Origin of the sequence: Escherichia sp. E4930 (assembly GCF_005845405.1) — a bacterium.
Classification (GTDB): Bacteria; Pseudomonadota; Gammaproteobacteria; order Enterobacterales; family Enterobacteriaceae; genus Escherichia.
On sequence record NZ_VCDZ01000013.1, the window covers coordinates 44,077 to 67,689 of the forward strand.

Here is a 23,613-nt window from a genome sequence, read left to right on the forward strand (position 1 = left end):
CAATGGCATTGGGAAAAGAAAGTGACAAATCGCTTGCTACGGCTTTTCTGGATTTGCGCGAGTTAAAAGTCGATGTGGCGTATCCTTTCTTACTGGCGCTTTATCATGACTATAAAAATGGCGTTTTGTCTCACGAAGATTTCCTGAGCATAATTCGTTTAATTGAATCTTATGTTTTCCGCCGTGCAGTATGTGCGATTCCGACAAATTCTCTTAATAAGACGTTTGCTACTTTTTATAAGGTCATTAATAAAGAAAATTATCTGGAAAGTATTCAGGTACATTTTCTGAATCTGCCTTCATATCGTCGTTTCCCCAACGATGATGAATTTAAACGGGAATTAAAAGTTCGCGATCTCTATAACTTCCGCAGCCGCAGTTACTGGTTACGACGACTGGAAAACGATAAACGCAGAGAGCGCGTGGAAGAGTTTACGATTGAGCACATTATGCCGCAGAACGAAAATCTGTCGGCTAAATGGCGTGAAGAGCTGGGAAGCGACTGGCAGCGAGTGCATAAAGAACTGTTACATACGTTGGGGAATCTCACTTTAACGCGCTATAACTCCCGCTACAGTGACAGACCTTTCGCGGAAAAACGCGATATTGAAGACGGCTTTAAACATAGCCCGCTCTATTTGAATATCGGTCTTGGACAGTGCGAAAAATGGGATGAAGCTGCCATTCGCGCCCGTGCCGATCGTCTGGCCGATCTCGCGGTTCAGGTCTGGCAAGCGCCTTCTCTTCCTGAAGAGGTTTTAGCTGTTTATCGGGGGCAGCCTGAAAACAAAACCAGTTACAGCCTGAGTGATTATCCTTTTCTTGCTGATGGTTCGCATAGCCGGGTGTTATTCGATCATCTTCGCGATGAAGTTATGCGCCTGGACGCAGGGATCACGCAGGAAGTTTTAAAGCTGTATATTGCGTTTAAAGCTGAAACGAATTTTGTTGATGTTGTGCCGCAAAAAAGCCGACTGCGGTTGTCGCTTAATATGCAGTTTCATGAACTGGTCGATCCGAAAGGTATTGCCAAAGATGTGACAAATCTTGGGCGCTGGGGCAATGGTGATGTGGAAATTGGTTTCAGCGACCTCGCACAACTTCCTTACATTATGGGATTAATTCGTCAGGCATTTGAAAAACAGATGGAGAGCGCGTTGGTCTAACGCGGCGAATAATACCCGGTAGCACTGGCGCTACCGGGTCAATTTATCTGGCAACTTTCTGTTTACCTGTAATTACCCCAATAAATTCCTGCACCTGCTTTTGTTTACGCGTCGACAGTTTGCACACCTGGCGCAGCGACTGCATCAGTTCGCTCTCTTCGACGGCGGGTGAAGTTAATCCCTTGCAACTGGTTCACTTTCTTGAAGTCGCTGATCGCTTTTTCCAGTAATTTTTGTAATAACTGGATCTTCGTTGCCGGAAGTTTGATCTTGTTAATTCCAGCGGCTAAGGCGCTGGAATTAACAGCAAAATGGTACGCTTTTATCACAGCAAAGACGCGACGGAGATGATGGCGTTTTTAGTGGAGTGCTATCAGGTATGAATAAGATATTAGAGATTCATTTATTTCACCCGGTGCAGAGCCACCGGGCGTTATGGAGATAATTTAGTATATCTACATATATTGTGGGCTTTGCTCATAGGTCTTTAGTAGATGCTCATTTAACGCACCTTCACCGTGCAAGGTTACCAAGAGATTGCAACGTGCTCGGGTAAAACCTACATAGAGTCTCTTTATATCCTCACTCAAATCATCGCTATTATTCCGTGTTCTCGCTGCATCAATAATGACAACTGAGTGAAACTCAAGCCCTTTGCTGCTGGGTAATGGCATAACAGAAATACGCTCTTGTTCCGGCGTCCAGGACTTTTTATCTGCAGAGCTTACAATAAGATTAAAGGGGATGTTTTTCGATTCAAGTACAGAACTTAGAGAGTTAGAAAGGGTATGAGTTGATGGACTTAGTATAGCAATTTCAGACCACGGAATCCCTTGTTCATTTTGCTCTGTAATCCACTTGACTGCTCTTGCTATTTCTTCGTCCAGTGTGTCGAAATGCTCAAGGTTGGGATAATCGCCATTCATTCCTCCCGCAGCAGGTTTATGATAGGTTAAAGAACTATCGATATGGCTATTAAGATAATTAAATGCAATACAACTGGCAAAGTGTAGGATTTGCTGTGTGTTTCTATAATTTATATTAAGAATAGTTGTGCGTCCTGTCGCTTTAATATCTACGCTGGACAGTGTAAAGTCTAATGCTTTCTTTTTTTGGTAAATTGACTGAGCATCATCATAAAGGAATAGCAAATTCTCGTCCTGAGAGTCAGTCATTTTTGCCAGGATTTTTAACCATTCGGGCTTAAAATCATGTCCTTCATCAATTAATACAGCGCTGTATTGTTCTGGTTTTATTTTTCCTGTGTTGAAACCATCAGTCAACGCTTGCTCCATATTTTCAAAAATATTATCCCCTTCTGGAATGGTGATCTTGTTTTCTTTAATTTGTTGGAAACACCATGCATGAAAATTTTTAACCTTTATTTTCTCTGCAAAGGGATGATTGATGAACATCGACCGAAGTTTTTTGGCTAAAGTAATATTGTAGCAAATGACAAGTATTGGCTTTTCGCTGTCATTTTTTTTCGCTAATTCCTGACAGCGATGATAGAGGATCAATGTCTTCCCTGAACCTGCAACACCATGAATGATTCGGTGGCCATCTCTCATACTTCTGGCAAGTTGTTCCTGTTGAGTATCCAGGATAGAAATGATGGTTGGTGCATCGACACTAAATTCATCACGGTTTTTACTTCTCTTTTCCCTTTCTATTCTGACATCGGGGTATAAGTGCCATCTAATCCTGTTCAACTGTTCTTGTGTAGCATGACATTTGAAGTCATATTTAATCAACGAATGTATTTTGGATGAAACATCCTCTTTTGACATAAATTCATTAAGTTCGTCTTTGCAGATAACGAGATCCGATGGGAAAATTCCGAGCAGTTCCTCTTCGGTAAATTTATTATTTAATGCTTCTCGCGTAATATTACTAAAGTATACGCCATATCCATAGGGGAACAGAAGATTGCCATTGTAACGCTCCTCCTATTGGCATAATAAGGGGTCTTTTTTTAACTGGTTTACAGCTTCGAAAGCATATTGCCTGACTTGTTCTATCGGATTCTTTAAAGATTGAATACCATTTTGTGTCTCATACAACACATTAGACTTGTTGGCTTTTTTTATTTTAGTAATAAACCAATCTTTTACCTCGAGAAAAATAATGCCTTTTTCTGGCGAAAGTATCATAAAGTCTGGGTGAAGATGCTTATCACCTGTAGGAATGTCATACCAACAGCAGCACTCTTCGCCAAGTCCTCTTTCAAGAATTCTTGCCAGCCTTTTCTCTCCGGCAGTAATTTTATCGTTGCAGCTACTGATTGTTGGGATTATTGTTGCCATATTAATCTCTTGTATTCGTGTTGATTATAATTAAACTGCTATTAATTTATTTGCTGATTGTTTTGGTTGACGATTTTTCTTTTTTGGACTGTACCAGAATGTTTGCATATTTGGAAATTAATACATCTATTACGCCTCAATAGGACGTCTATCATATAGATTGCTTTTAAAAGTATGAGTGGTGGCAATGTAAGTACATCTGTATTTAGGGGATTATGGCAGAATTATATTTTTAATTTGAATGGGCATTGGAAAGAAAATAAAATAATGAAGCGAACGGAAAATGATAGGATTTTATCCTCGTCCGCTTCGTATGAGTAGGTTAAGGTGATTACTTCCGCAACCCCACAAACGCCGCCCGAATCTCATCCTCCGGCAGTTGAATCCCGATAAACACCATTGTGCTATGCGGTTTTTCATCGCCCCACGGGCGGTCCCAGTCGGCGCTGTAGAGGCGCTGGACGCCCTGGAACAGCAGGCGGTTAGGTTCGCCGTCAATCCACAGCATCCCTTTGTAACGCAGCAGTTTATCCGCCGATTCCAGCAGCAGGTTTTCCATCACCCGGGAAACTTCGCTGATATCTACCGGGTAATCCAGTTCCACCACAATCGACGAAATATCGTTTTGTTTATCCGCGATAAAGTGGAAACGCGGTTTGGTGCTGACGACGTTTTCTTCCAGCATAAAACCGTTAGTGTTGAACAGCAGGCCCAGGTCGATGTCGCCGTGGGTGACGGTGTAGACCGGTGCACGGGCGTTGATGCGCGCCAGACGTTCGCGCAGTTTTTCTGCTTCGCCTGCGACGTCGGTTTTCGTCAGCAGAATACGGTCGGCGTAGCCAACCTGTGACTGGGCGATGGTGAACTGGTTCATCTGCTCATCGGCATGTACCGCATCCACCAGCGCAATCACGCCGTCCAGCAGGTAGCGCTGGCATAAAATCTCATGGGAGAAAAAGGTCTGAATAATCGGGCCGGGATCGGCCATGCCGGTGCATTCAATGACCAGACGATCGAACTGAATATTGCCCTTGTCGAGATTATCCAGCAGGTCGAGTAGTGCGTCTTCCAGCTCGTTGGAGCGCGAACAGCAGATGCAGCCGTTGGTCAGCGTTTTGATCTGGGTGGCGCGGTCGCCAATCAGTTGATCATCAACGGAGACTTCGCCGAATTCGTTTTCAATCACGGCAATCTTGTAGCCGTGTTGTTCGTTAAGAATATGGCGCAGCAGGGTGGTTTTGCCCGCGCCTAAAAAACCGGTGAGTAGGGTAACTGCAATCGGGTTCATGCTCTCTCCATTAACAACAGCGCATACCGCCTTTACCATCGCCGCCGTAGCGCGCGTTCTGGCGTTCGCGGAAGAATTCTTCATAGCTCATGTACGGCTTGTCGGGATGGTTGGTCTTCATATGCTCGACGTAGTTGTCGTAGTCTGGAATGCCAATCAACATCTTCGCCGCCTGGCCGAGATATTTTTTTGCCTGTCCTAAGTTACCAAACATAGTTCACTCTGATAAGAACAAAGCCCCGCCGAAGCGGGGCTAAACACGGTTAGTGGTGCGAAGAGATCTTCACGCCGCCTTCCGGGATTGGAACGTACGGTGTTTCTTTGTCAGTACGTTTGTCGCTGTTACGCACCGCAAGCCAGGTTTTGAAACCGTAGAAGATGATGCTGTACACCACAATCAGGAACAGAATACTCAGACCTGCGTTGGTGTAGTTGTTCACAACGATGTGGTTCATGTTGGCAATCTGCTGCGCCGTCAGGTCAGTACCGTTAGCAATCTTCTCTTTGTACTGGTTTGCCATGTAGAAGAAGCCTTCCATCTGCGGGTTGGTGCTGAACAGTTTCAGGCCCAGCGCCCAGGTGGTGCAGATAAGCAGCCATACAGCCGGAACAACAGTTACCCAGATGTATTGGGTGCGCTTCATCTTAATCAGCACAACGGTACCCAGGACCAGCGCCACGGCTGCCAGCATCTGGTTGGAGATACCGAACAGCGGCCACAGGCTCTTAACGCCGCCCAGCGGATCGACCACGCCCTGATACAGCAGGTAGCCCCACAGACCCACACAGCCCGCAGTACCGATGATACCGGCAACCAGAGAGTCGGTTTTTTTCAGGAACGGGATGAAGTTACCCAGCAGGTCTTGCAGCATAAAGCGGCCAGAACGAGTACCCGCATCCAGCGCGGTCAGGATGAACAGGGCTTCGAACAGAATACCGAAGTGATACCAGAAGCCCATGTCAGCCATCGGCAGCACTTTGTGGAACACGTGTGCGATACCTACCGCCAGCGTCGGCGCACCACCTGCACGGTTCAGGACAGAAGGCTCACCAATGTCTTTCGCGGTTTGCAGGATCTGCTCTGGCGAAATCACGAAGCCCCAGGAGCTGACGGTCGCCGCCGCGTGTGCGGTAACGTCTTTCAGCTGCGCCATGATGATCGGCGCGTTCTCGCCACCCATTTCATGCAGGTTAGGCATGGTGATGCCTAGGCCAGCAGGCGGGGTATTCATCGCGAAGTAAAGACCTGGTTCGATGATGGACGCAGCAACCAGCGCCATAATCGCCACGAAGGACTCCATCAGCATTGCGCCGTAGCCAATGAAACGCGCGTCGGTTTCATTAGCCAGCAGTTTCGGCGTTGTACCGGAAGAGATCAGCGCGTGGAAGCCAGATACCGCACCACAGGCGATGGTGATGAACAGGAACGGGAACAGAGCGCCTTTCCACAGCGGGCCAGTACCGTCAATGTACTGGGTCATCGCAGGCATTTTCAGTTCCGGGTTCAGCACCACGATACCCAGCGCCAGGCCGACGATAACGCCGATTTTCAGGAAGGTTGCCAGATAGTCGCGCGGTGCGAGGATCAGCCACACTGGCAGCAGTGCGGAAACAAACGCATAGCCAATCAGCGCGAAGGTAATGGTGGTGTCTTTAAAGGTCAGTGCCGGACCCCAGTACGGATCGTGAGCAATCACGCCACCGAAGTAGATAGAGGCAACCAGCAGCACGATACCAATAACAGAGACTTCACCCACACGCCCCGGACGAATAAAGCGCATGTAGATACCCATAAACAGCGCAATTGGTACGGTTGAGCAAACGGTGAAGACACCCCACGGACTTTCGGCCAGGGCTTTAACCACAATCAGCGCCAGAACGGCGAGGATGATGATCATGATTAAGAAACAGCCAAACAGCGCGATAGTCCCCGGTACTGGCCCCATCTCTTCTTTGATCATCTCACCGAGAGATGCGCCGTTACGGCGAGAGGAGATAAACAGCACCATAAAGTCCTGAACCGCACCGGCCAGCACTACCCCCGCCAGCAGCCACAGCGTGCCAGGCAGGTAGCCCATCTGCGCGGCGAGAACCGGACCAACCAGCGGACCAGCACCGGCGATAGCGGCGAAGTGGTGACCAAACAACACGTAACGGTTGGTCGGAACATAGTTCAGACCGTCGTTGTTAATAACCGCAGGCGTCGCGCGCGTGGGGTCGAGTTTCATCACCTTCTGGGCGATATACAGACTGTAGTAGCGATACGCCACCAGATACACCGACACAGAGGCGACCACGATCCACAGGGCGCTGACGTGCTCCCCCCGACGTAATGCAACTACCGCGAGGCAGAATGCACCGATGATTCCGAGAATCACCCAGGGTATGTGCTTGAATAGTTTTTTCGTATCCATAGTAAAACCTGGCATTTTACTCGTCGTCTTTTGGCTTACAGTTGCGGCAGCTGCGTTCGTTCACCCCTGTCACTTACTGTTGTAAGCTCCCGGGGATTCACTCACTTGCTGCCTTCCTGCAAACCAAAATCCATAGAGTAATTTGTTAATCATAGGCCGAAGCCGTTCTAGGTTTGCGTTGCGTTTGAGGAGGTAAATTGACCGCTATCCTGCAGTGATGTTGCCAGAGTTACGCGCGCGTAAAGTAAGGTAAATAACTGAGTGGTTATATTAGGGACGTAAGCGGTCAGGAATGGCGGTGAGCGGTTGGGCAAGAATTATTCATTAGGCTAATATGTGATTGAGATCACGAATTTTTTTGCCAGGATAGATTTCTCGTTTGCGCCTCAATAATTGCCAGATGCGCCACGCTTATCTGGCCTGGATAGATTCTGCAATGTATTGAATTTGTAAGATTTACCAGACCGGATAAGCCATTAACGTCAAATCCTTATCAGGGATTTAATGTGGTGAAGGTGGCTGGTGCGCCAGGGCAATTAACGTTTCGCTGCGAGAGGGGGAAAGGGGTTCTCGCGGTTGCGGTAATGGCCAGCCGTATAACCATCGAGCGGTAGCGGCGCAGGTTCTCCCCTGACAGGCTCCCATGCCGCAGCGGGTCGTTAATTTGGCCTGCAGCCAGCTTTGTGCTTGCGCTACATCGCTACAGCGAATGTCTTCGCAGCGGCAAAGCAGCGTTTCTGGTGTCGCAACGCGCTTGAGACTTTCGGGCAGGGCAAAGGTTTTATGAAGTGCAAGGGCGAAGCGCTGCCACCCGGCACGTTTTTGTTGCAGAAACCTGGTTTCATGGGCGCGATCGGCCGCACAAAGCCCGGCTATCTCACCTTCTATCAGCGCCAGTTCACTGCCACCAAATCCAGTACATTCACCGGCTGCATAGATGTTTTTAACCGAGGTTCGCTGAAGTTCATCCACCTGCACGGCATCATTGCTGATGACACAACTGAAGAACAACCCTGGTTCAAGATTAGGCACCAGACCATAGCCAATAGCCAATTTGTCGCATGGCAGTGTGATTTCCCTACCATTGTGTCGGAGGGTGACAGCACGCAATGTTGCGTCGCCGTGAGCAGCGATAACCTGGCTTGCACTGAGATAACGACGAGGAAATAGTGTCGCCAGTTGGCGCAGCTTACCCGGCCAACGCCATAGCCCGAGGCCAAAGCGCAATAGCGCTGCGCGTGGGGCTTGTTCCACAATCGCCACCACTTCGCCTCCGGCACGGCGAACGGTGTCAGCAACGGCCAGTAATAGTGGCCCGCTTCCGGCAATAACCACTTTTTGATTTGCCATGTGCAGCCCCTGTTTCACTTGTGCCTGTAACCCACCCGCGCCACTGACACCGGGCAGCGTCCAGCCTGGAAACGGTAATGCAAGTTCACGTGCACCGCAGCAGAGAATCAGCTTATTCCAGCTTACTGTGCCGTAGTCTTCTGCGGTTTCGAACAGTACACAATTTTCGCTGCGGCGGGCGATTAACCTCGCTCCGTTGAGCACACGAATCCGCGATTCGTTGGCAACGGCATCACGGTAATGGCGGGCCAGTGGAGGAAGCTGACTTTGTGGGCCATCGCGCCAGATTTGACCGCCAGGACGCGGATTATCATCAAGAATGATGACCTGCTTATCGCACTTTGCTGCGGCCAGAGCAGCTGATAGCCCCGCCGGGCCTGCACCGAGTATTAAAATGTCACACTGTAAGGTCTGCATATCCGCTCCTTTCAATCTGCATGTCTGGCTGGCAAAGGGTCTGACAACCTGGTACCCGACGACCATTAACGCTCACCCGACACTCCTGGCAAATGCCCATGCCGCAGAAGGGCGTACGTGGTTGCCCGCTCACCGAAAGGCGCGTAATGGGGTTATCAGTTAAGGCCAGTGCCGCCGCTACGCTAATACCCGTCGGGACAAACCAGGGCTGTCCGGCAATAAAAATTCGAATGGTGCCACTCATGCGCTGGCCTCCAGGGAGATAAGTCTGGCGGGTAGCCAGGGGGCAGGAGATACGAGGCTACGTTCACCCAGCAACTGTGCGGCTAACAGCGACGCGCTGGCGGGGGCAGTGGTCACGCCAAGCCCTTCATGACCAAGAGCCAGCCAGACGCCAGCACGGGAAGGATGCGGGCCGAGAAGGGGATTGCCATCCTGCGAGGCGGCGCGAAAACCGCTCCAGCAACGAATAATATTGAGCGTTGCCAGAGACGGCAGAAAGTGTTGCGCTCTGGACAGCATCGCGGCCAGGAGTGGAAGGTCCAGTTCGCGATCCTGGTTATCGAACTGACGCGAAGAGCCAATCAGCAGTTGGCCGGTGGGACGAGGCTGCACATTAAAGGCCACTGACGTGCCGCCGCCGTGAGCACTGGCGCCGTAGCCAAGTTCAACCAGTTGGTGATTGACCAGTGGACCATAGCGATCAGTAATCGCCAGTTGGCCTTTCTTCGCGCGCAGCCATGGCTCCCCCAGTAACGTATTGGCCCCCAGACCACTGGCGATGACGATCGCGTCGGCGCGTACCTGGCGACCGCTCTGTAATGTCACTGTTGGTTCTTCCAGACGAATGGCGGGATCAACCAGATGTGTCAGCTTATCGCCCGCATTGGCAATAAACCAACGGGCAACGTTTGGGGCGTAGACGATGCCATCGCCCGGCACCCATAACCCGCCGGATAACCCCGGGCGTAGCATAACTTCTCGCTCGGCCAATTGTGCGGCGCTTTGCATTTCGCTGTTTACTTTCTGCGATGCCAGACGTCGCTGCTTCTCTCGGGCAATTTCCAGTTCTTCTGGTGTTTCCGCCAGCCACAATGTGCCACAGCCGCGCCAGGCACAGCTTTCCGGTAACTGAGGCGTCAACGTGCGCCACAGTTCCAGCGACCAGGCAGAGAGCGTCAGTTCTGCGGGATCATCATCCATACAGACCAGATGCCCCATTCCTGCAGCTGTAGCTCCGGCTCGGCCGTCGTCAATTAACGTGACTCTCACCCCACGTTTTGCCAGTTGCCATGCGCAGGCGGCCCCGATGATGCCTGCGCCGATGACAATGACCTCCGTGCTGTTCACAGGCTAATCCCCCAGCAGAAGGGATCGTCCGGATTAAGGAGCAGGCGATTGTCGCCGCATACCCAGGCTTCTCCACGAATGGTGGGGATAATCTTCTCGCCATGGCGGGTATAGTGAGCCGTAAACTGGCTACCAATAATACTGGCCTGGCGCCAGATATCGCCGGGGGCGAGTTTTCCGTCCTCTGCCAGACAGGCCAACTTGGCGCTGGTGCCTGTGCCACAGGGAGAACGATCCCACGCTTTGCCAGGGCAAAGGACGAAGCTACGGCTATCCGCCTGATCGTCATCGGCAAAAAGTTCGATATGATCGATAATGCCACCATTTTCACCGACGATCCCCGCATTATCGAGTCCTTCCCGTACCGCCCAGGCGTATTCAGTTAACTGCGGGATCTGTTCCGGCACAATATCAAATGGATGATCATTAATAAGAAAAAACCAGTTGCCACCCCAGGCGATATCACCTGTAACTGTACCCACCGCCGTTTCCACACTTACCTGCTTTTGCCAGCGCCAGGCCGGAACGTTTTCAACTGACACACTGCCATCGTCATGCAATGTGGCGTTTACATCTCCAACAGGGGTTTCAATGCGATGAATGCCTGGTTTAATACGACCTAACCAGGCCAGTGAAGCAACAAGCCCGATAGTGCCGTGCCCACACATATTCAGGTATCCGGCATTATTGAAAAAGATGACACCCGCCGTGGCATGAGGGGAAACCGGCTCACACAGTAGCGCGCCGACCAGCACGTCGTTGCCGCGTGGCTCAAGAATTATGGCTTTGCGCCAACTGTCAAATTCCCGGGCAAAACGTTCGCGCCGTTCGGCCATGCTGCCGCTACCGAGATCGGGAAAGCCATCAATAATCAACCGGGTCGGCTCGCCTCCGGTATGGGAGTCGATAGCCCTGAGTTCAGTGATTTGGTGAGGAACATGCATGCTCTGGCTCCATGTGGTTAACGAAATGTTTCTAAATGCTGGCGTAATTGCAACTTTATCGCTTGAAGGGTTTCTGCAAGGGAAATGACGAAATCAGCACAGTGAATTATTTCGCGACACCAGGAGTGGTCATATTTTTTTAATATTAATCATCTTGTTAGTGATGTGTTAGACCAAGAACAAGCGTTCGTCAGTAGTGAGAGCAACGGAAAGTGGAAATACACGGAAGGATCGCAAAATGCGCTTTCAGTACTTGTCATGTTAACCAAAGGTTAATAAACATTCATCCTCAATCGCTATGAGGAACAGCTATGTCCAGCATATGTCATCAGACTATTGAGTTTTCCCCTTGTGAAGAAACTGCGCTGGCCGTTGATGAACTTAGTCAGATTTGCGAGGGGCTGGCGCGGCAGCGTCCACAAAATATTCAGGCATTGTTAAATGCGCTGGCGCTGATTGCGCCACTTCTTAACGCCATTCCTAATGTGGTGTTTTTTATTAAGGATGTGCAGGCCCGTTATCTGTTAGTCAATATGACATTGGCGCGACGCTGCGGGTTTAAAAACGTGACATCGCTACTGGGGAAGACATCGGCAGATGTTTTCCCTTCTGCGCTGGGACGAGGATATACCGAACAGGATCTGCGTGTGCTACGCGAAGGGGTTGCGTTACGTGATCAACTGGAGATGCATCTCTATAACGGGCGCGAACGCGGCTGGTGCCTGACGCAGAAACTGGCACTGCGCGATATGCAGGGGCGTGTGATCGGAATGGCGGGGATCTCACATGATCTCCAGGAGGCACATGCGCGTCATCCTGCCTGGCAACGTCTGGCGATCATCGATGAGCACATTCGCAATCACTACCACCGCGCGATCTCTATGGAAGAGTTGACTGAAATGAGCGGAATGTCTGTGGCGCAAATTGAACGTTACTGTAAGCGGATTTTTCACCTGACTCCTCGCCAGATGATCCACAAAGTTCGACTGGAAAAGGCCACGGAGTTGCTTGCAGGAACTACGCCGATTACCGATATCGCTTTGCAGTGCGGTTATACCGACCACAGTGCGTTCAGCCGTCAATTTAAGGCGATGACAGGCTCAACACCGCGTGATTTTCGGATGACGTTGGTCGGGTAGCACGACAAATCGCAACCGGGCATTGTGCTAATTTCGTCATCCTGGGGAAAGAAAATCGACAAGCCGCCAGCGCAAGGAGAGGTCAATCTGTTAATGAGAATTCACTTTTAATTCACATTAACGCAACAGGTTGACAATAAGGAAACCAAAGATGAGCAATAAAGCGATTAACTGGAGTGGCGTTTTTCCGGCGGTTAGCACTCAGTTCCGTAGTGATTACTCACTTGATTTGGATGCCACCCATGCGGTGATGAAAAACCTGGTTAAAGACGGGGTTTCTGGCCTGGTAGTGTGCGGTAGCGTAGGAGAAAACACGTCACTTACCACTCAGGAAAAACTGCAAATCATCGAAGTCGCGAAAGATGCTGCTGGCGGAAAAATTCCGGTGATTGCCGGGGTTGCTGAGTTCACCACCGCCTTTGCCCGGACGATGGCAAAAGAGGCCGAGAAGGTCGGTGTTGATGGCGTTATGGTGATGCCTGCTTTGGTTTACTCGTCTAAGCCTCATGAAACTGCAGCGCACTTCCGCAGTGTGGCAATGGCGACCGACCTGCCGATCATGGTCTATAACAACCCACCGATTTATAAAAACGATGTCACCCCTGATATCCTGGAAACACTCGCTGATTGCGAAAATATTGTCTGCTTTAAAGATTCCTCTGGTGATGCTCGTCGCTTTATCGATCTTCGCAATGCGGTAGGAGATCGCTTTGTGCTGTTTGCAGGGCTGGATGATGTCGTGGTTGAGAGCATTGCGGTGGGCGCTGAAGGCTGGATTTCCGGGATGTCAAACGCCTTCCCACGCGAAGGTGAGACGTTGTTCCGTTTGGCAAAACAACAGCGTTTTGACGAGGCTATGGCGCTCTATCGCTGGTTTATGCCGCTGCTGCATCTCGATGCGCGTCCTGACCTGGTGCAGTGTATCAAGCTGTGCGAAGCCCTGTTGGGGCGTGGCAGTGAGGTTACTCGCCCGCCGCGTCTGGCGCTGGAAGGTGAAACGCGTGCCCAGGTTGTGGCGATAGTTGAGAAAGCGCTGGCGACTCGCCCTGCGCTGCCGGACGTGGGCCTTTGAGGTGGGGAGAGACTATGACTGAAACTTTCCCTTTCACCGGGCAACAGTTCATCGCCGGGCAACGTGTTGCCAGTGGTGAACCGTCGCTGGTCAGCCTGCGAGCGCAGGATGGCGAACCTACCGGGCAACGTTTTTACCCGGCCTCCGTGGAGGAGGCCGCGCAGGCGGCTATTGCGGCGCAGCAGGCTTTTGTGCGCTATTCACAGACCAGTGCCGGGCAACGTGCCGATTTTTTAGAAACCATCGCCGATGAACTTGATGCGGCAGGCGACGAACTGTTCGCTACGGCACATCAGGAGACAGCGTTACCCCTGGCGCGTTTACAGGGAGAGCGGGCAAGAACCAGCGGGCAGATGCGCATGTTTGCCGGGTTATTACGTCGGGGCGATCTGTTTGAGGTAAGAATTGATACTGCGTTGCCGGAGCGTCAGCCTTTGCCTCGACCGGATTTGCGCCAGTATAAAACGGCTCTCGGGCCGGTGGCGGTATTTGGTGCCAGCAACTTTCCACTCGCTTTTTCTACCGCCGGTGGTGATACAGCAGCGGCACTGGCTGCAGGATGCCCGGTAGTGGTGAAAGCGCATCCTGGGCATATGGCAACGGCAGAAATTATCGCATCAGCGATCGCTCGTGCCGTGACTAAATGCGCCATGCCCGCAGGCGTATTCAATATGATTTTCGGTACTGATATCGGTGCTGAACTGGTGAAACATCCCGCAATTCAGGCGGTGGGTTTTACCGGCTCATTACGTGGTGGCATGGCACTCTTTCGTTTGGCCCAACAGCGTCCACAGCCGATACCGGTTTTTGCCGAAATGTCGGCTCTCAATCCCTTTTTCATTCTGCCGCAGGCGCTATCAGTACGTGCCGATACGCTGGCCCGCGATTTAGTCGCGTCGTTCACGCTGGGATGTGGACAGTTCTGCACTAAACCAGGCCTGATTGTGTTGCTGAAGGGGGAGAAAAACGCAGGCTTTTTGCAGCAACTGGTTGAGAAAGTGAATGCCGCCTCACCGCAACTCATGCTGAACGCCTCCACGCTTGAACACTATCGCCACAGCGTAGAGAAACTGGCAGGACATCCGACAATTCGGTGTTTGGCGGGGGATGATAATCATCAGACCGGACGTGCAGAAGCTCGTCTCTATCAGGCTCAGGTGGCAAGCGTACTTGAAAAAGATCCTCTGTTGCAGGAGGAAGTGTTCGGGCCGCTCGCGATTGTGGTTGAAGCCGCTGATGAAGCGGAGTTGTTGCAGGTGATTAACGCTCTGCAAGGGCAACTTACTGCCACACTTCAGGCGGATGAGGATGACCGGCAACTGGCTGGTCGTTTATTGCCGTTGTTGGCTGATAAAGCCGGACGCGTATTGTTCAACGGCTATCCCACCGGCGTCGAGGTTTGCGATGCCATGGTACACGGTGGTCCGTTCCCGGCAACCACCGACGCGCGCGGCACGTCCGTAGGTACGCTGTCCATTACTCGTTTTCTGCGCCCGGTATGCCTGCAAAATGCACCCGCTGCGCTATTACCGCCTGCGTTGCAGGACAGTAATCCATTAAACCTGCTGCGCCTGGTTAACGGCCAGTGGACCCGGGAAGCCATTTCCTCCTTGTTGACTCATTGAAGGGCATCACTATGACAATTCCTTCTACCCAAAGCACGCAAACCGTCGTTGTTGAGTCGGGGAAGTTTAAAAAGCAGTTAACGCTCACCGACTTGACCTTTATTGGTCTGGGGGCGATTTTTGGTTCTGGCTGGCTGTTTGCTGCCAGCCATGTCGCATCGATCGCTGGCCCAGCCGGGATTGCTTCCTGGGTTATTGGCGGTTTTGCGGTGTTGCTACTGGGGATTATTTACTGCGAACTGGGGGCGGCGCTTCCCCGCGCGGGCGGTATTATTCGTTACCCGGTATTTTCGCACGGCGAATTGATGGGCTATCTGCTGGGCTTTATTACCCTGATTGCCTTCTCCAGCCTGATCTCCATTGAGATTGTCGCCGCACGGCAATATGCTGCCGCCTGGTTTCCGGCGCTGACGCAGACGGGGAGCAGTGACCCGACGCTGTTAGGCTGGGTGGTGCAGTTCTTACTGTTGTGCTTCTTTTTTGCCCTGAACTACTACAGTGTCAAAACGTTCGCCCGCTCGAACAATTTTATTAGTGTGCTGAAGTTTCTGGTGCCGTTGCTGGTGGTAATAACGTTATTTGCCTTCTTCAAACCGGAGAATCTGCATATACAGGGTATGGCTCCATTTGGTATGTCAGGAGTGGAAGCGGCAATTAGCGCGGGTGGGATTATCTTCGCTTACCTTGGGCTGACACCGATTATCTCCGTTGCCAGCGAGGCGCAAAATCCGCAACGTACCATCCCATTTGCGCTGATCCTCTCGGTAATTCTCTCGACCATCATCTACGTTCTGCTGCAGATAGCCTTTTTGGGCAGCATTCCAACTGAATCGCTAAGTGGTGGTTGGGCGGAGATCAGTAAGAACTATTCGCTGCCGTATCGTGATATCGCCATTACCCTTGGGATGGGCTGGCTGGCATTTATGGTGGTATGTGATGCTATTGTGTCTCCCAGCGGCACTGGCAATATTTACATGAATGCGACACCGCGCGTGATCTATGGCTGGGCGAAGGCGGGAACATTCTTTAAAACCTTTACTCATATCGATAAGGAGTCAGGTATTCCACGTCCGGCACTGTGGCTGACGTTTGGTTTATCTATCTTCTGGACGCTGCCGTTCCCGTCGTGGGAGCAATTGATTAGCGTGGTTTCTGCGGCTCTGGTACTGAGCTACGCCATCGCGCCAGTTACAGCTGCCGGGCTGCGTCGTAATGCACCAGATATGCCGCGCCCGTTCCGCGTTCGTGGTTTTGCGGTGCTTGGCCCACTCTCTTTTATGATTTCCGCGCTGATTGTTTTTTGGTCTGGTTGGGGAACGCTTTCCTGGCTGCTGGGGCTACAAATCGTAATGTTTGTGGTTTACGTGGTTTGTAAGTCGAAAGTGCCTGTTCAGCATGTCAGCCTGGCGCAGCAGATTAAATCTTCATTGTGGCTTATTGCCTTCTATGCCCTGATTATGCTGTTTTCCTGGTTGGGGAGTTTTGGCGGTAGCGGCATTATAGGTCACCCGTGGGATACTATCGTTGTCGCGCTGATGTCGTTGGGAATTTATTACTGGGGCGCATACACCTGTCTTCCTCGGGCGAACTTTAACGGGGATGAAGAAGAATAAAGGAGTAGAAAATGGATAGAGTAACCCTCTCATTATCAGAGGCTTACGCACTAGCCTATCATGCGCTCATCAGTAACGGATTTTGTGAGCAACATGCGGTGGTGATTGCGAAAAACGTTACCGCCGGGGAGCGCGACGGTTGTGCCTCGCACGGTTTATGGCGACTGCTGGGGATTGTTGACACGCTGCGAAAAGGGAAAGTCTCTGCCGATGCTCTGCCGACAGTGGAATCTCAGGCGCCGGCAATCGTTAAGGCCGATGCCAAAGGTGGCTATTCGCTGTTGGCTTATCAGCAGGCACTGCCGTTACTGATCGAGAAAACGCGTCAGTGCGGGATTGCAGCACTGGCGATTAACCACTGTGTTCACTACTCCGCCTTATTTGCGGATGTTGAACCGCTGACTGAAGCCGGACTGGTGGCGCTGGCGACCACGCCAAGCCATGCCTGGGTTGCGCCGAAAGGGGGGCGCAAACCTCTTTTTGGTACTAACCCAATCGCGTTTGGTTGGCCGCGCGACAAACAGCCGCCATTTATTTTTGATATGGCGACCAGTGCGGCGGCACGCGGGGAGATTCAGTTACATCAGCGAGCCGGGAAATCACTTCCTGAAGGTTGGGGGATCGACAGCAATGGCAATGCCACCACCGATCCACAAGCTGTGCTGGACGGAGCCATGTTAACCTTCGGCGGTCATAAAGGTTCGGCACTGGCAGCGATGGTGGAGCTGATTGCGGGGCCACTGATTGGCGATATGACCAGTGCTGAGTCTCTTGCGTGGGATAACGGTGCAGGTGGTTTGCCGTATGGTGGAGAGTTGATCCTGGTACTCGATCCGCAGCGTTTTCTTGGTGAGGATGCCGGGAGACATCTGGCAAGGGCGGAAACACTGTTTAGTCAGATGCAGGCACAGGGCGCGCGCCTGCCGGGAGAACGTCGCTACCAGGCACGATTGCGCAGTGAGCAACAGGGTGTAGAGATCAGCCAATCACTCTATGACGATATTCGATCCTTAAGTAGCTGATAGATACTAAAGGATATACATACAATTAATGGCGGGAAGGATCCCGCCATCTGCGCTATCAAAACAATGTATCCAGCTCTGCCAGTACGTTGTAGTCGTCATCAGTCAATAACAACGTTTTCCATTTGTCGAAGGTCAGGCACGGATGGGAAGTGCCAAACACCAGAATATCCCCCACCTGCACGTCGCTATTAGCTGACAGTTGCAACATACAGTGCTGATCCATAATGCCGACACTGCGAATAGCCTCAGGATTAAACGCCAGTGGCTTGCCGTTGCGATAGTGGGCGACTGGTTGCGGCAGTCCGGCGTCGAAGGCGCAATCACGCTTACCAAAATTAACCACCGCACGATCGGCCTCTGGCACCGATTGCACCATAGCCACCAGTTCCAGTGCAGATGTGAGATCGCCCGCCAGATCGCAAGCCACAGGATCGCGGGCGATCAATTGCTGTTGCGCGATGTCGTAGATCCCTGCGTCATGGGTGATGTAGCAGCCTGGGCGAATGACGATTCGGCAGTTAGTCGGTTTTTCTGCCGCCAGCCAGATATTGCACACTACGTCATACCAGACCGTGCCTGCTCCGGTGAGAATAAACTCGCCATCAACCAGACTTGCCATATCACAGGCCAGTTGTGCGGCATCCCGCAGCAGCGCTTCTACCTGCGGCTGTGGATCGTCACCGTGTAAAACACCTTCATATAACTCAAGCCCTCGCAGACGTAGCCCTGGTAATTGGGCTGCCTGTTTAGCCAGTGCCAGTGCGGCATCCGTTGAGCGGCAACCACAGCGCCCGCCGGGAACACCCAGCTCAATCATCACGTTCAGCGTCTGTTGCTGGCTGGCAAAAAAGGCAGACAAAGCGCGGGCGTTCTCAATGCTGTCGATACAGCAGATAAAATCGACCGTCGGGTAATGCCGTTGCAACTGGGCAATCAGCTGCATATTCGCCTTGCCGACCAACTGGTTAACCATCAGCACACGCTGAATACCGCTCGCCATTGCCGCACCAGCCTGCCACGCGCTACCGACACCTATTGCCCAGGCACCAGCCGCCTGCTGCGCCTGAAAAATCCACGGCGTCATGGTGGTTTTACCGTGCGGTGCCAGTGAAACGCCGCGCGCGTCAGCGTAACGCTGCATCCACATAATGTTGTTCTCCAGGGCCTGCTTTTTAATGATCGCGGCAGGTAAACAAACATCTTCGGCAAGGATATTTGCGGGCATTTGCATCAGGGCAGATTTATGGGGAACCAGCGGCTTCGAGTGGTATTTCATAACATTCACCTTTTGAAGATTTCAACGTATCGGATGCGAGTATCATTTTTAACTAAATGAAATATAAACATTTAGTTTATTTATCTTATGATTTATGAATAAAAGTATCAGAAAATCATCTGGGTTTTGCGTAGTTTTCCACTGTTTTTCATCCTTGTAAATGGTTAACTTGTCACCATTGCAGAAATGGAGTGACGAACATGCAGGTTGACTGGTTATTCAAAAATGTGACGGTTATCGACGGCAGCGGCGGCCCTGAATTTCGCGGTGACGTGGCAATAACAGGTGATCGGATTGTTGATATTGCCCCTGCGCTTAACGTTACGGCGCAGCAGGTCATTGACGGTGAAGGACGGGTGCTGGCACCAGGGTTTATCGACGTTCATACCCATGACGATATCAACGTTATTCGTATCCCGGAATATCTGCCAAAAATCAGCCAGGGGATCACCACCGTGATTGTCGGCAACTGCGGGATCAGTGCAGCGTCGGCGAAAATGAAAGGCGAAGTCCCTGACCCGATGAATCTGTTGGGGGAAGCGGAGCACTTTATTTATCCCACCGTTGAAAGCTATGCCCAGGCAGTGGAAGCAGCCAGACCGTCACTGAACGTTGGCACACTGATTGGTCATACGGCGCTGCGTAATAATCATATGGACGACCTGTTTCGCCCGGCGACGGCAGATGAAATTGCCGCTATGCGTGCCGACTTACGTCTGGCGTTGAGTCAGGGGGCGCTGGGGTTAAGTTCCGGACTGGCCTATGCCACGGCATTTCAGGCGACTACCGAAGAAGTCATGGCGCTGGCGGAAGAATTAGCCGGTGAGAAGGGCGTTTATACCACTCATCTGCGTTCTGAATTCGAACCGATTCTGGATGCGCTGGATGAGGCGTTTCGTATTGGGCGTCATGGCAAAGTGCCTGTCGTGGTTTCCCACCATAAATGCGCCGGGGCGAAAAACTGGGGGCGGACAAAAGAAACGTTGGCTTTTTTTGACCAAATGCGTCAACACCAGGAAATTGGCTGCGATGTCTACCCTTACTCGGCCAGCTCTTCAACGCTGGATCTCAAACAAGTCACCGACGAATTCGATATTGTGATCACCTGGTCACAAACACATCCGCAGCAGGCCGGGAAAACACTGGCACAAATCGCCATCGACTGGCAGATGAGTATGCTGGAGGCTGCGAAGCTGCTAATGCCTGCCGGGGCTATCTATTACAACATGGACGAGCGCGACGTCCGCCGAGTGTTGAGTTATCCGGTCAGTATGATTGGCTCTGACGGCCTGCCTAATGATCCCATGCCGCATCCGCGTTTATGGGGCGCTTTCCCTCGCGTGCTGGGTCACTATTGTCGTGATAAAGGCTTATTCCCGTTGACCACGGCTATCCACAAAATGACCGGGCTTTCTGCCAGCCGTTTTTGTCTACCCGAGCGTGGACTGGTGAAAGTCGGCTATTTTGCGGACCTGGTGTTGTTCGATCCGCAAACCATTCGTGATGTTGCCAGTTTTTCTGATCCCAAACGCCCGGCAGATGGCATTGAGGCGGTGATGGTGAACGGTGTTATGAGCTATGGTCGCGATAAACATATTACAGGCCGTGCGGGCCGTTTCCTGCGCCGCCAGACCTCACATTAAGGAGTGAATATGAGCATTAAACGTTACGGTACGGAAGGTGGAACAGGCACTGGTGGGCAGCATTTGCCGTTTGCCAGGGCGGTTGAGGCGGGCGGCTGGCTATACGTCTCCGGGCAAACACCCATGAAAAACGGTGAAGTGGTAGAAGGCGGTATCGTTGAACAGTCACGACTGGCGATCCAAAACTGTGTCGACATCATGACTGAAGCCGGTTATAGCCTGGCGGATGTGGTTCACGTGAAAGTGATCCTGACCGACGCCCGCTATTTCCAGTCATTTAATAAAGTATTCAGAGAATTTTTTGGCGAGAATCCGCCTGCACGTATTTGTTGTGTGGCTGATCTGGTTGTCGATTGTAAAGTCGAAGTCGATGTGACCTGTTATAACGCGACCCGCTAATAAATTTAAGAATTAAAAAAACAGACCGCAATTGAGTGCTGAATACATTCAGCACTCCGGGAACTCTTACATTATTTTCTCTCTACTGGCAGGATGTGAATTATGAACAGTCATATCTTTTTAGTCGGCTTTATTATTTATGCCATCGCCATGATTTGGCTTGGTTGGTTTGTTTCTCGTAATCAGAAAAGCGGAGAAGATTTTCTGCTGGGCGGGCGTTCGCTGCCGCTGTTTCTGACGCTGGGCTCAACCGTTGCCACGATGGTTGGCACGGGTTCCAGTATGGGCGCAGTGGGCTTTGGCTACAGCAATGGCTGGGCCGGAATGCTTTATGGCGTCGGCGGGGCCGTAGGTATATTGCTGGTGGCGTGGCTGTTTGCTCCAGTACGTAAATTACGTTTTATGACCATGAGTGAAGAACTCTCTTATTATACTGGCGGGAGTCATTTAATTAAAAATATTGTCGGCCTGATGATATTTATTGCCTCTATTGGCTGGCTGGGGGCGCATATTTTAGGTGGCAGTATGTATCTTGCCTGGGCAACAGGTATTGATCTTACTGTGGCAAAATTAATTATCGCCTTAGCTTTTGCGATTTACGTTATTATCGGCGGTTATTCGGCGGTGGTGTGGACAGACACCATTCAGGCCTTAATTCTGTTCTTTGGCTTTATATTGATGGCTATTCTTGCCGTTGTTCACGTTGGCGGCTGGAGTGCGATTGAACAGGCGATGGACCCAAAAGCGATGAGCCTGTTTGCGATTGATAAAATGGGCGTACTGCCTGCGCTTTCGCTGGCGCTGGTTATTGGCGTTGGTGTACTGGCCACACCGTCTTATCGCCAGCGTATTTACTCGGGTAAAGATGTTCCCTCTGTACGCCGTTCGTTTGTTATTACTGGCGTGTTGTATCTGTTCTTCTCGATTCTGCCTGCCATTATCGGCATGGCGGCGTTCACCATGAACCCGAATCTGGAAAACAGTAACTATGCCTTCTTGTTCGCCACCAGTTTTCTGCCGCCATTGCTTGGCTGGTGGTACTGATTGCCGGGCTTTCTGCCACCATGTCTTCTGCCAGCTCCGATGCCATCGCAGCGGTGGCGATTATGATGCGCGATGTCTACACCATGATTACCGGCAGAATGCCGCCGGAGAACAAGGCAATCACTTACTCACGCTGGATGCTGACCTTTGTTATTGGCCTGGCGCTGGTCTTTGCTCTGACCTCTAATGACATCATCAGCTACATTACCAAAATGATTTCGATGTTGATGTCCGGGCTGTTTATCTGCTCGATTCTCGGTCGCTTCTGGCTACGCTTTAACTGGCAGGGCGCGCTGGCAGCGTTAGTGAGCGGTATGGTGATGTCAATTGTGGTGCTGATGAATGCCGACTGGCTGGCTTACTGGGGTAACCCGTGTATTCCGTCAGTGCTGGGAAGCCTGGTCGCTGGCGTACTGGTGACGCTGGTAACGCCAGCAAGCGAGATCAGCCGGGAAGAAGCTCTGGCTATTATCACCAATGAGCGTGAAAACCAGAGTGTCGTGATCACCAAACCTGAAGAGGCATAACCAATAGTGCTAATCGCCAAGTGGCTGGCGGTTAGCGCCACCCCGGTGGCTGTCTAATGCCAGTTTTATCCGCCGCAGGCGATCTTTCGCCTGCGCTTTATTTGCCATAGCCAGCTCTGTTGCCAACACATCGATCATCGCGAGCATGGCGTAACGGGAAGGGGTGGGCTTAAAAATGTAATCACTTTCCTGAACCAGCAACGGCAATACCAGATCCACCTGTTCTGCCAGTGGTGTTTGTGCAGGCGTAATGGCGATAACTCGCGCGCCGTACTGACGGGCGATAGCGGCACTTTCGATGATTTCTGGCGTATAGCCGCCGAGTGAAAGAACTATCACCACATCCTGCGGCATCACGGCTGAGCACATCATTCTCATCATTAGTGAATCGTTCTGACTGACCACTGGCAATCCCAGGCGGAACAGACGGTACTGGATCTCCTGCGAGCAGATGGTAGAACCGCCGCCCGTTCCCAATGCAAGAATTTGCCGCGCCTGACTTAACCAACTGACCGCCAGACTGATGGCGTTCATATCCAGTGAGCGACGATGCGTTTCCAGCACGCTGATAATTGATTCGTAGATCCCCTGAACGCCGTCAAGATCCGGTACATCGAGAATAAACCGCTGCCCGATAGCCAGTGACTGCGCCAGTTTGACTTTCAGTTCGCGGACATCTTTGCAACCCAATGCACGGGCAAAACGCGTAACCGACGCCTGGCTGGTTTGTGTTAACCGCGCCAGCTCGGCAATTGGCAGTTCCACGGCTGCGGAGACGTCATCAAGAATAAATTGTGCGATACGCTTTTCAGTGGCGGTTAACGCCATAAACCGCTCGGTAATGCAGGAGATGATATCGATGCTATAAGCCATGAGGTATCACTGATTCAGTAAAAACTGGTACTTTGTACCATAAAAATTGCTCCAGAGTGTGACCCTCATAAAAAATGTAAGTACGCAGCGACAAAAAAACGCTCAGCACCGCTCCAGATCATAAAGTTTTCTGCCACCAGGC

17 protein-coding genes and 4 pseudogenes are annotated in these 23,613 nt (G+C 51.4%); 10 read left to right on the plus strand and 11 right to left on the minus strand.

The features are described 5' to 3' along the window. Window positions 1-2: 2 nt before the first annotated feature. Window positions 3-1,166 carry a DUF1524 domain-containing protein gene (locus FFT88_RS25630; RefSeq protein ID WP_135404029.1) on the plus strand — a complete coding sequence of 388 codons (1,164 nt, stop codon included), beginning with the start codon at window positions 3-5 and terminating at the stop codon, window positions 1,164-1,166. 43 nt (window positions 1,167-1,209) lie between these two features. Here the strand turns inward: FFT88_RS25630 and FFT88_RS25635 are convergent. Further along, window positions 1,210-1,344 (minus strand): annotated as a pseudogene (locus tag FFT88_RS25635) (hypothetical protein); the annotation flags it as partial. A 92-nt stretch (window positions 1,345-1,436) separates the two neighbouring features. Here FFT88_RS25635 and FFT88_RS25640 point away from each other — a divergent pair. Continuing rightward, window positions 1,437-1,549 (plus strand): annotated as a pseudogene (locus tag FFT88_RS25640) (cell filamentation protein Fic); the annotation flags it as partial. A 72-nt stretch (window positions 1,550-1,621) separates the two neighbouring features. On the opposite strand, the pseudogene FFT88_RS15370 reads toward FFT88_RS25640, so the two are convergent. The 8 genes and pseudogenes from FFT88_RS15370 to FFT88_RS15405 form a co-directional block, all read right to left on the minus strand. Continuing rightward, window positions 1,622-3,472, minus strand: a pseudogene (locus FFT88_RS15370) (3'-5' exonuclease). A 331-nt stretch (window positions 3,473-3,803) separates the two neighbouring features. Beyond that, entirely contained in the window at window positions 3,804-4,760 is a 957-nt protein-coding gene (gene yjiA, locus FFT88_RS15375) for a GTPase (RefSeq protein ID WP_135404030.1), read from the minus strand. A 10-nt stretch (window positions 4,761-4,770) separates the two neighbouring features. Further along, complete coding sequence (locus FFT88_RS15380) at window positions 4,771-4,974, minus strand: YbdD/YjiX family protein (protein WP_000467859.1); 204 nt, start codon at window positions 4,972-4,974, stop codon at window positions 4,771-4,773. A 49-nt stretch (window positions 4,975-5,023) separates the two neighbouring features. Continuing rightward, a complete protein-coding gene (gene btsT / locus FFT88_RS15385; protein WP_135404031.1) occupies window positions 5,024-7,174 on the minus strand; it encodes a pyruvate/proton symporter BtsT in 2,151 nt (716 codons plus the stop codon). A 501-nt stretch (window positions 7,175-7,675) separates the two neighbouring features. After that, window positions 7,676-8,941: an FAD/NAD(P)-binding oxidoreductase gene (locus tag FFT88_RS15390; protein WP_135404032.1), complete on the minus strand. Its 1,266-nt coding sequence runs from the start codon at window positions 8,939-8,941 to the stop codon at window positions 7,676-7,678. After that, complete coding sequence (locus FFT88_RS15395; RefSeq protein ID WP_135404033.1) at window positions 8,922-9,185, minus strand: 2Fe-2S iron-sulfur cluster-binding protein; 264 nt, start codon at window positions 9,183-9,185, stop codon at window positions 8,922-8,924. Before FFT88_RS15395 ends, FFT88_RS15390 begins: the two co-directional genes overlap by 20 nt. Further along, window positions 9,182-10,291, minus strand: a complete 1,110-nt coding sequence (locus FFT88_RS15400) for an FAD-dependent oxidoreductase (RefSeq protein WP_135404034.1) — start codon at window positions 10,289-10,291, stop codon at window positions 9,182-9,184. Before FFT88_RS15400 ends, FFT88_RS15395 begins: the two co-directional genes overlap by 4 nt. Continuing rightward, window positions 10,288-11,235, minus strand: a complete 948-nt coding sequence (locus FFT88_RS15405; protein ID WP_130221704.1) for a 4-hydroxyproline epimerase — start codon at window positions 11,233-11,235, stop codon at window positions 10,288-10,290. The genes FFT88_RS15400 and FFT88_RS15405 overlap by 4 nt, the downstream gene beginning before the upstream one ends. 311 nt (window positions 11,236-11,546) lie before the next feature. Between FFT88_RS15405 and FFT88_RS15410 the strand changes: the two genes are divergently transcribed. From FFT88_RS15410 to FFT88_RS15430, 5 genes are all read left to right on the plus strand, one after another. Beyond that, entirely contained in the window at window positions 11,547-12,374 is an 828-nt protein-coding gene (locus FFT88_RS15410; RefSeq protein ID WP_130221703.1) for an AraC family transcriptional regulator, read from the plus strand. A 151-nt stretch (window positions 12,375-12,525) separates the two neighbouring features. Beyond that, window positions 12,526-13,446: a dihydrodipicolinate synthase family protein gene (locus tag FFT88_RS15415; RefSeq protein WP_135404035.1), complete on the plus strand. Its 921-nt coding sequence runs from the start codon at window positions 12,526-12,528 to the stop codon at window positions 13,444-13,446. Window positions 13,447-13,460: 14 nt separating this feature from the next. Further along, complete coding sequence (locus FFT88_RS15420; RefSeq protein WP_135404036.1) at window positions 13,461-15,071, plus strand: aldehyde dehydrogenase (NADP(+)); 1,611 nt, start codon at window positions 13,461-13,463, stop codon at window positions 15,069-15,071. Window positions 15,072-15,082: 11 nt separating this feature from the next. Beyond that, window positions 15,083-16,684 carry an APC family permease gene (locus tag FFT88_RS15425; RefSeq protein ID WP_130204740.1) on the plus strand — a complete coding sequence of 534 codons (1,602 nt, stop codon included), beginning with the start codon at window positions 15,083-15,085 and terminating at the stop codon, window positions 16,682-16,684. A gap of 11 nt (window positions 16,685-16,695) precedes the next feature. Continuing rightward, window positions 16,696-17,706: an Ldh family oxidoreductase gene (locus FFT88_RS15430; protein WP_135404037.1), complete on the plus strand. Its 1,011-nt coding sequence runs from the start codon at window positions 16,696-16,698 to the stop codon at window positions 17,704-17,706. 58 nt (window positions 17,707-17,764) lie between these two features. Here the strand turns inward: FFT88_RS15430 and FFT88_RS15435 are convergent, their stop codons facing one another. Beyond that, window positions 17,765-18,985 (minus strand): amino acid deaminase, encoded by a 1,221-nt coding sequence (locus FFT88_RS15435; RefSeq protein WP_135404038.1) that lies wholly within the window; start codon window positions 18,983-18,985, stop codon window positions 17,765-17,767. Window positions 18,986-19,185: 200 nt separating this feature from the next. Between FFT88_RS15435 and FFT88_RS15440 the strand changes: the two genes are divergently transcribed. The 3 genes and pseudogenes from FFT88_RS15440 to FFT88_RS15450 all read left to right on the plus strand — a co-directional run bounded on the left by FFT88_RS15440 (window position 19,186) and on the right by FFT88_RS15450 (window position 22,598). Beyond that, window positions 19,186-20,628 carry a D-aminoacylase gene (locus tag FFT88_RS15440; protein WP_135404039.1) on the plus strand — a complete coding sequence of 481 codons (1,443 nt, stop codon included), beginning with the start codon at window positions 19,186-19,188 and terminating at the stop codon, window positions 20,626-20,628. Between the two features lie 9 nt (window positions 20,629-20,637). Then, window positions 20,638-21,027 carry a RidA family protein gene (locus FFT88_RS15445; protein ID WP_000023754.1) on the plus strand — a complete coding sequence of 130 codons (390 nt, stop codon included), beginning with the start codon at window positions 20,638-20,640 and terminating at the stop codon, window positions 21,025-21,027. Window positions 21,028-21,129: 102 nt separating this feature from the next. Beyond that, a pseudogene (locus tag FFT88_RS15450) lies at window positions 21,130-22,598 on the plus strand (sodium:solute symporter family protein). A 9-nt stretch (window positions 22,599-22,607) separates the two neighbouring features. On the opposite strand, the gene FFT88_RS15455 reads toward FFT88_RS15450, so the two are convergent. After that, window positions 22,608-23,471, minus strand: a complete 864-nt coding sequence (locus FFT88_RS15455; RefSeq protein WP_135404040.1) for a MurR/RpiR family transcriptional regulator — start codon at window positions 23,469-23,471, stop codon at window positions 22,608-22,610. Window positions 23,472-23,613 lie beyond the last annotated feature (142 nt).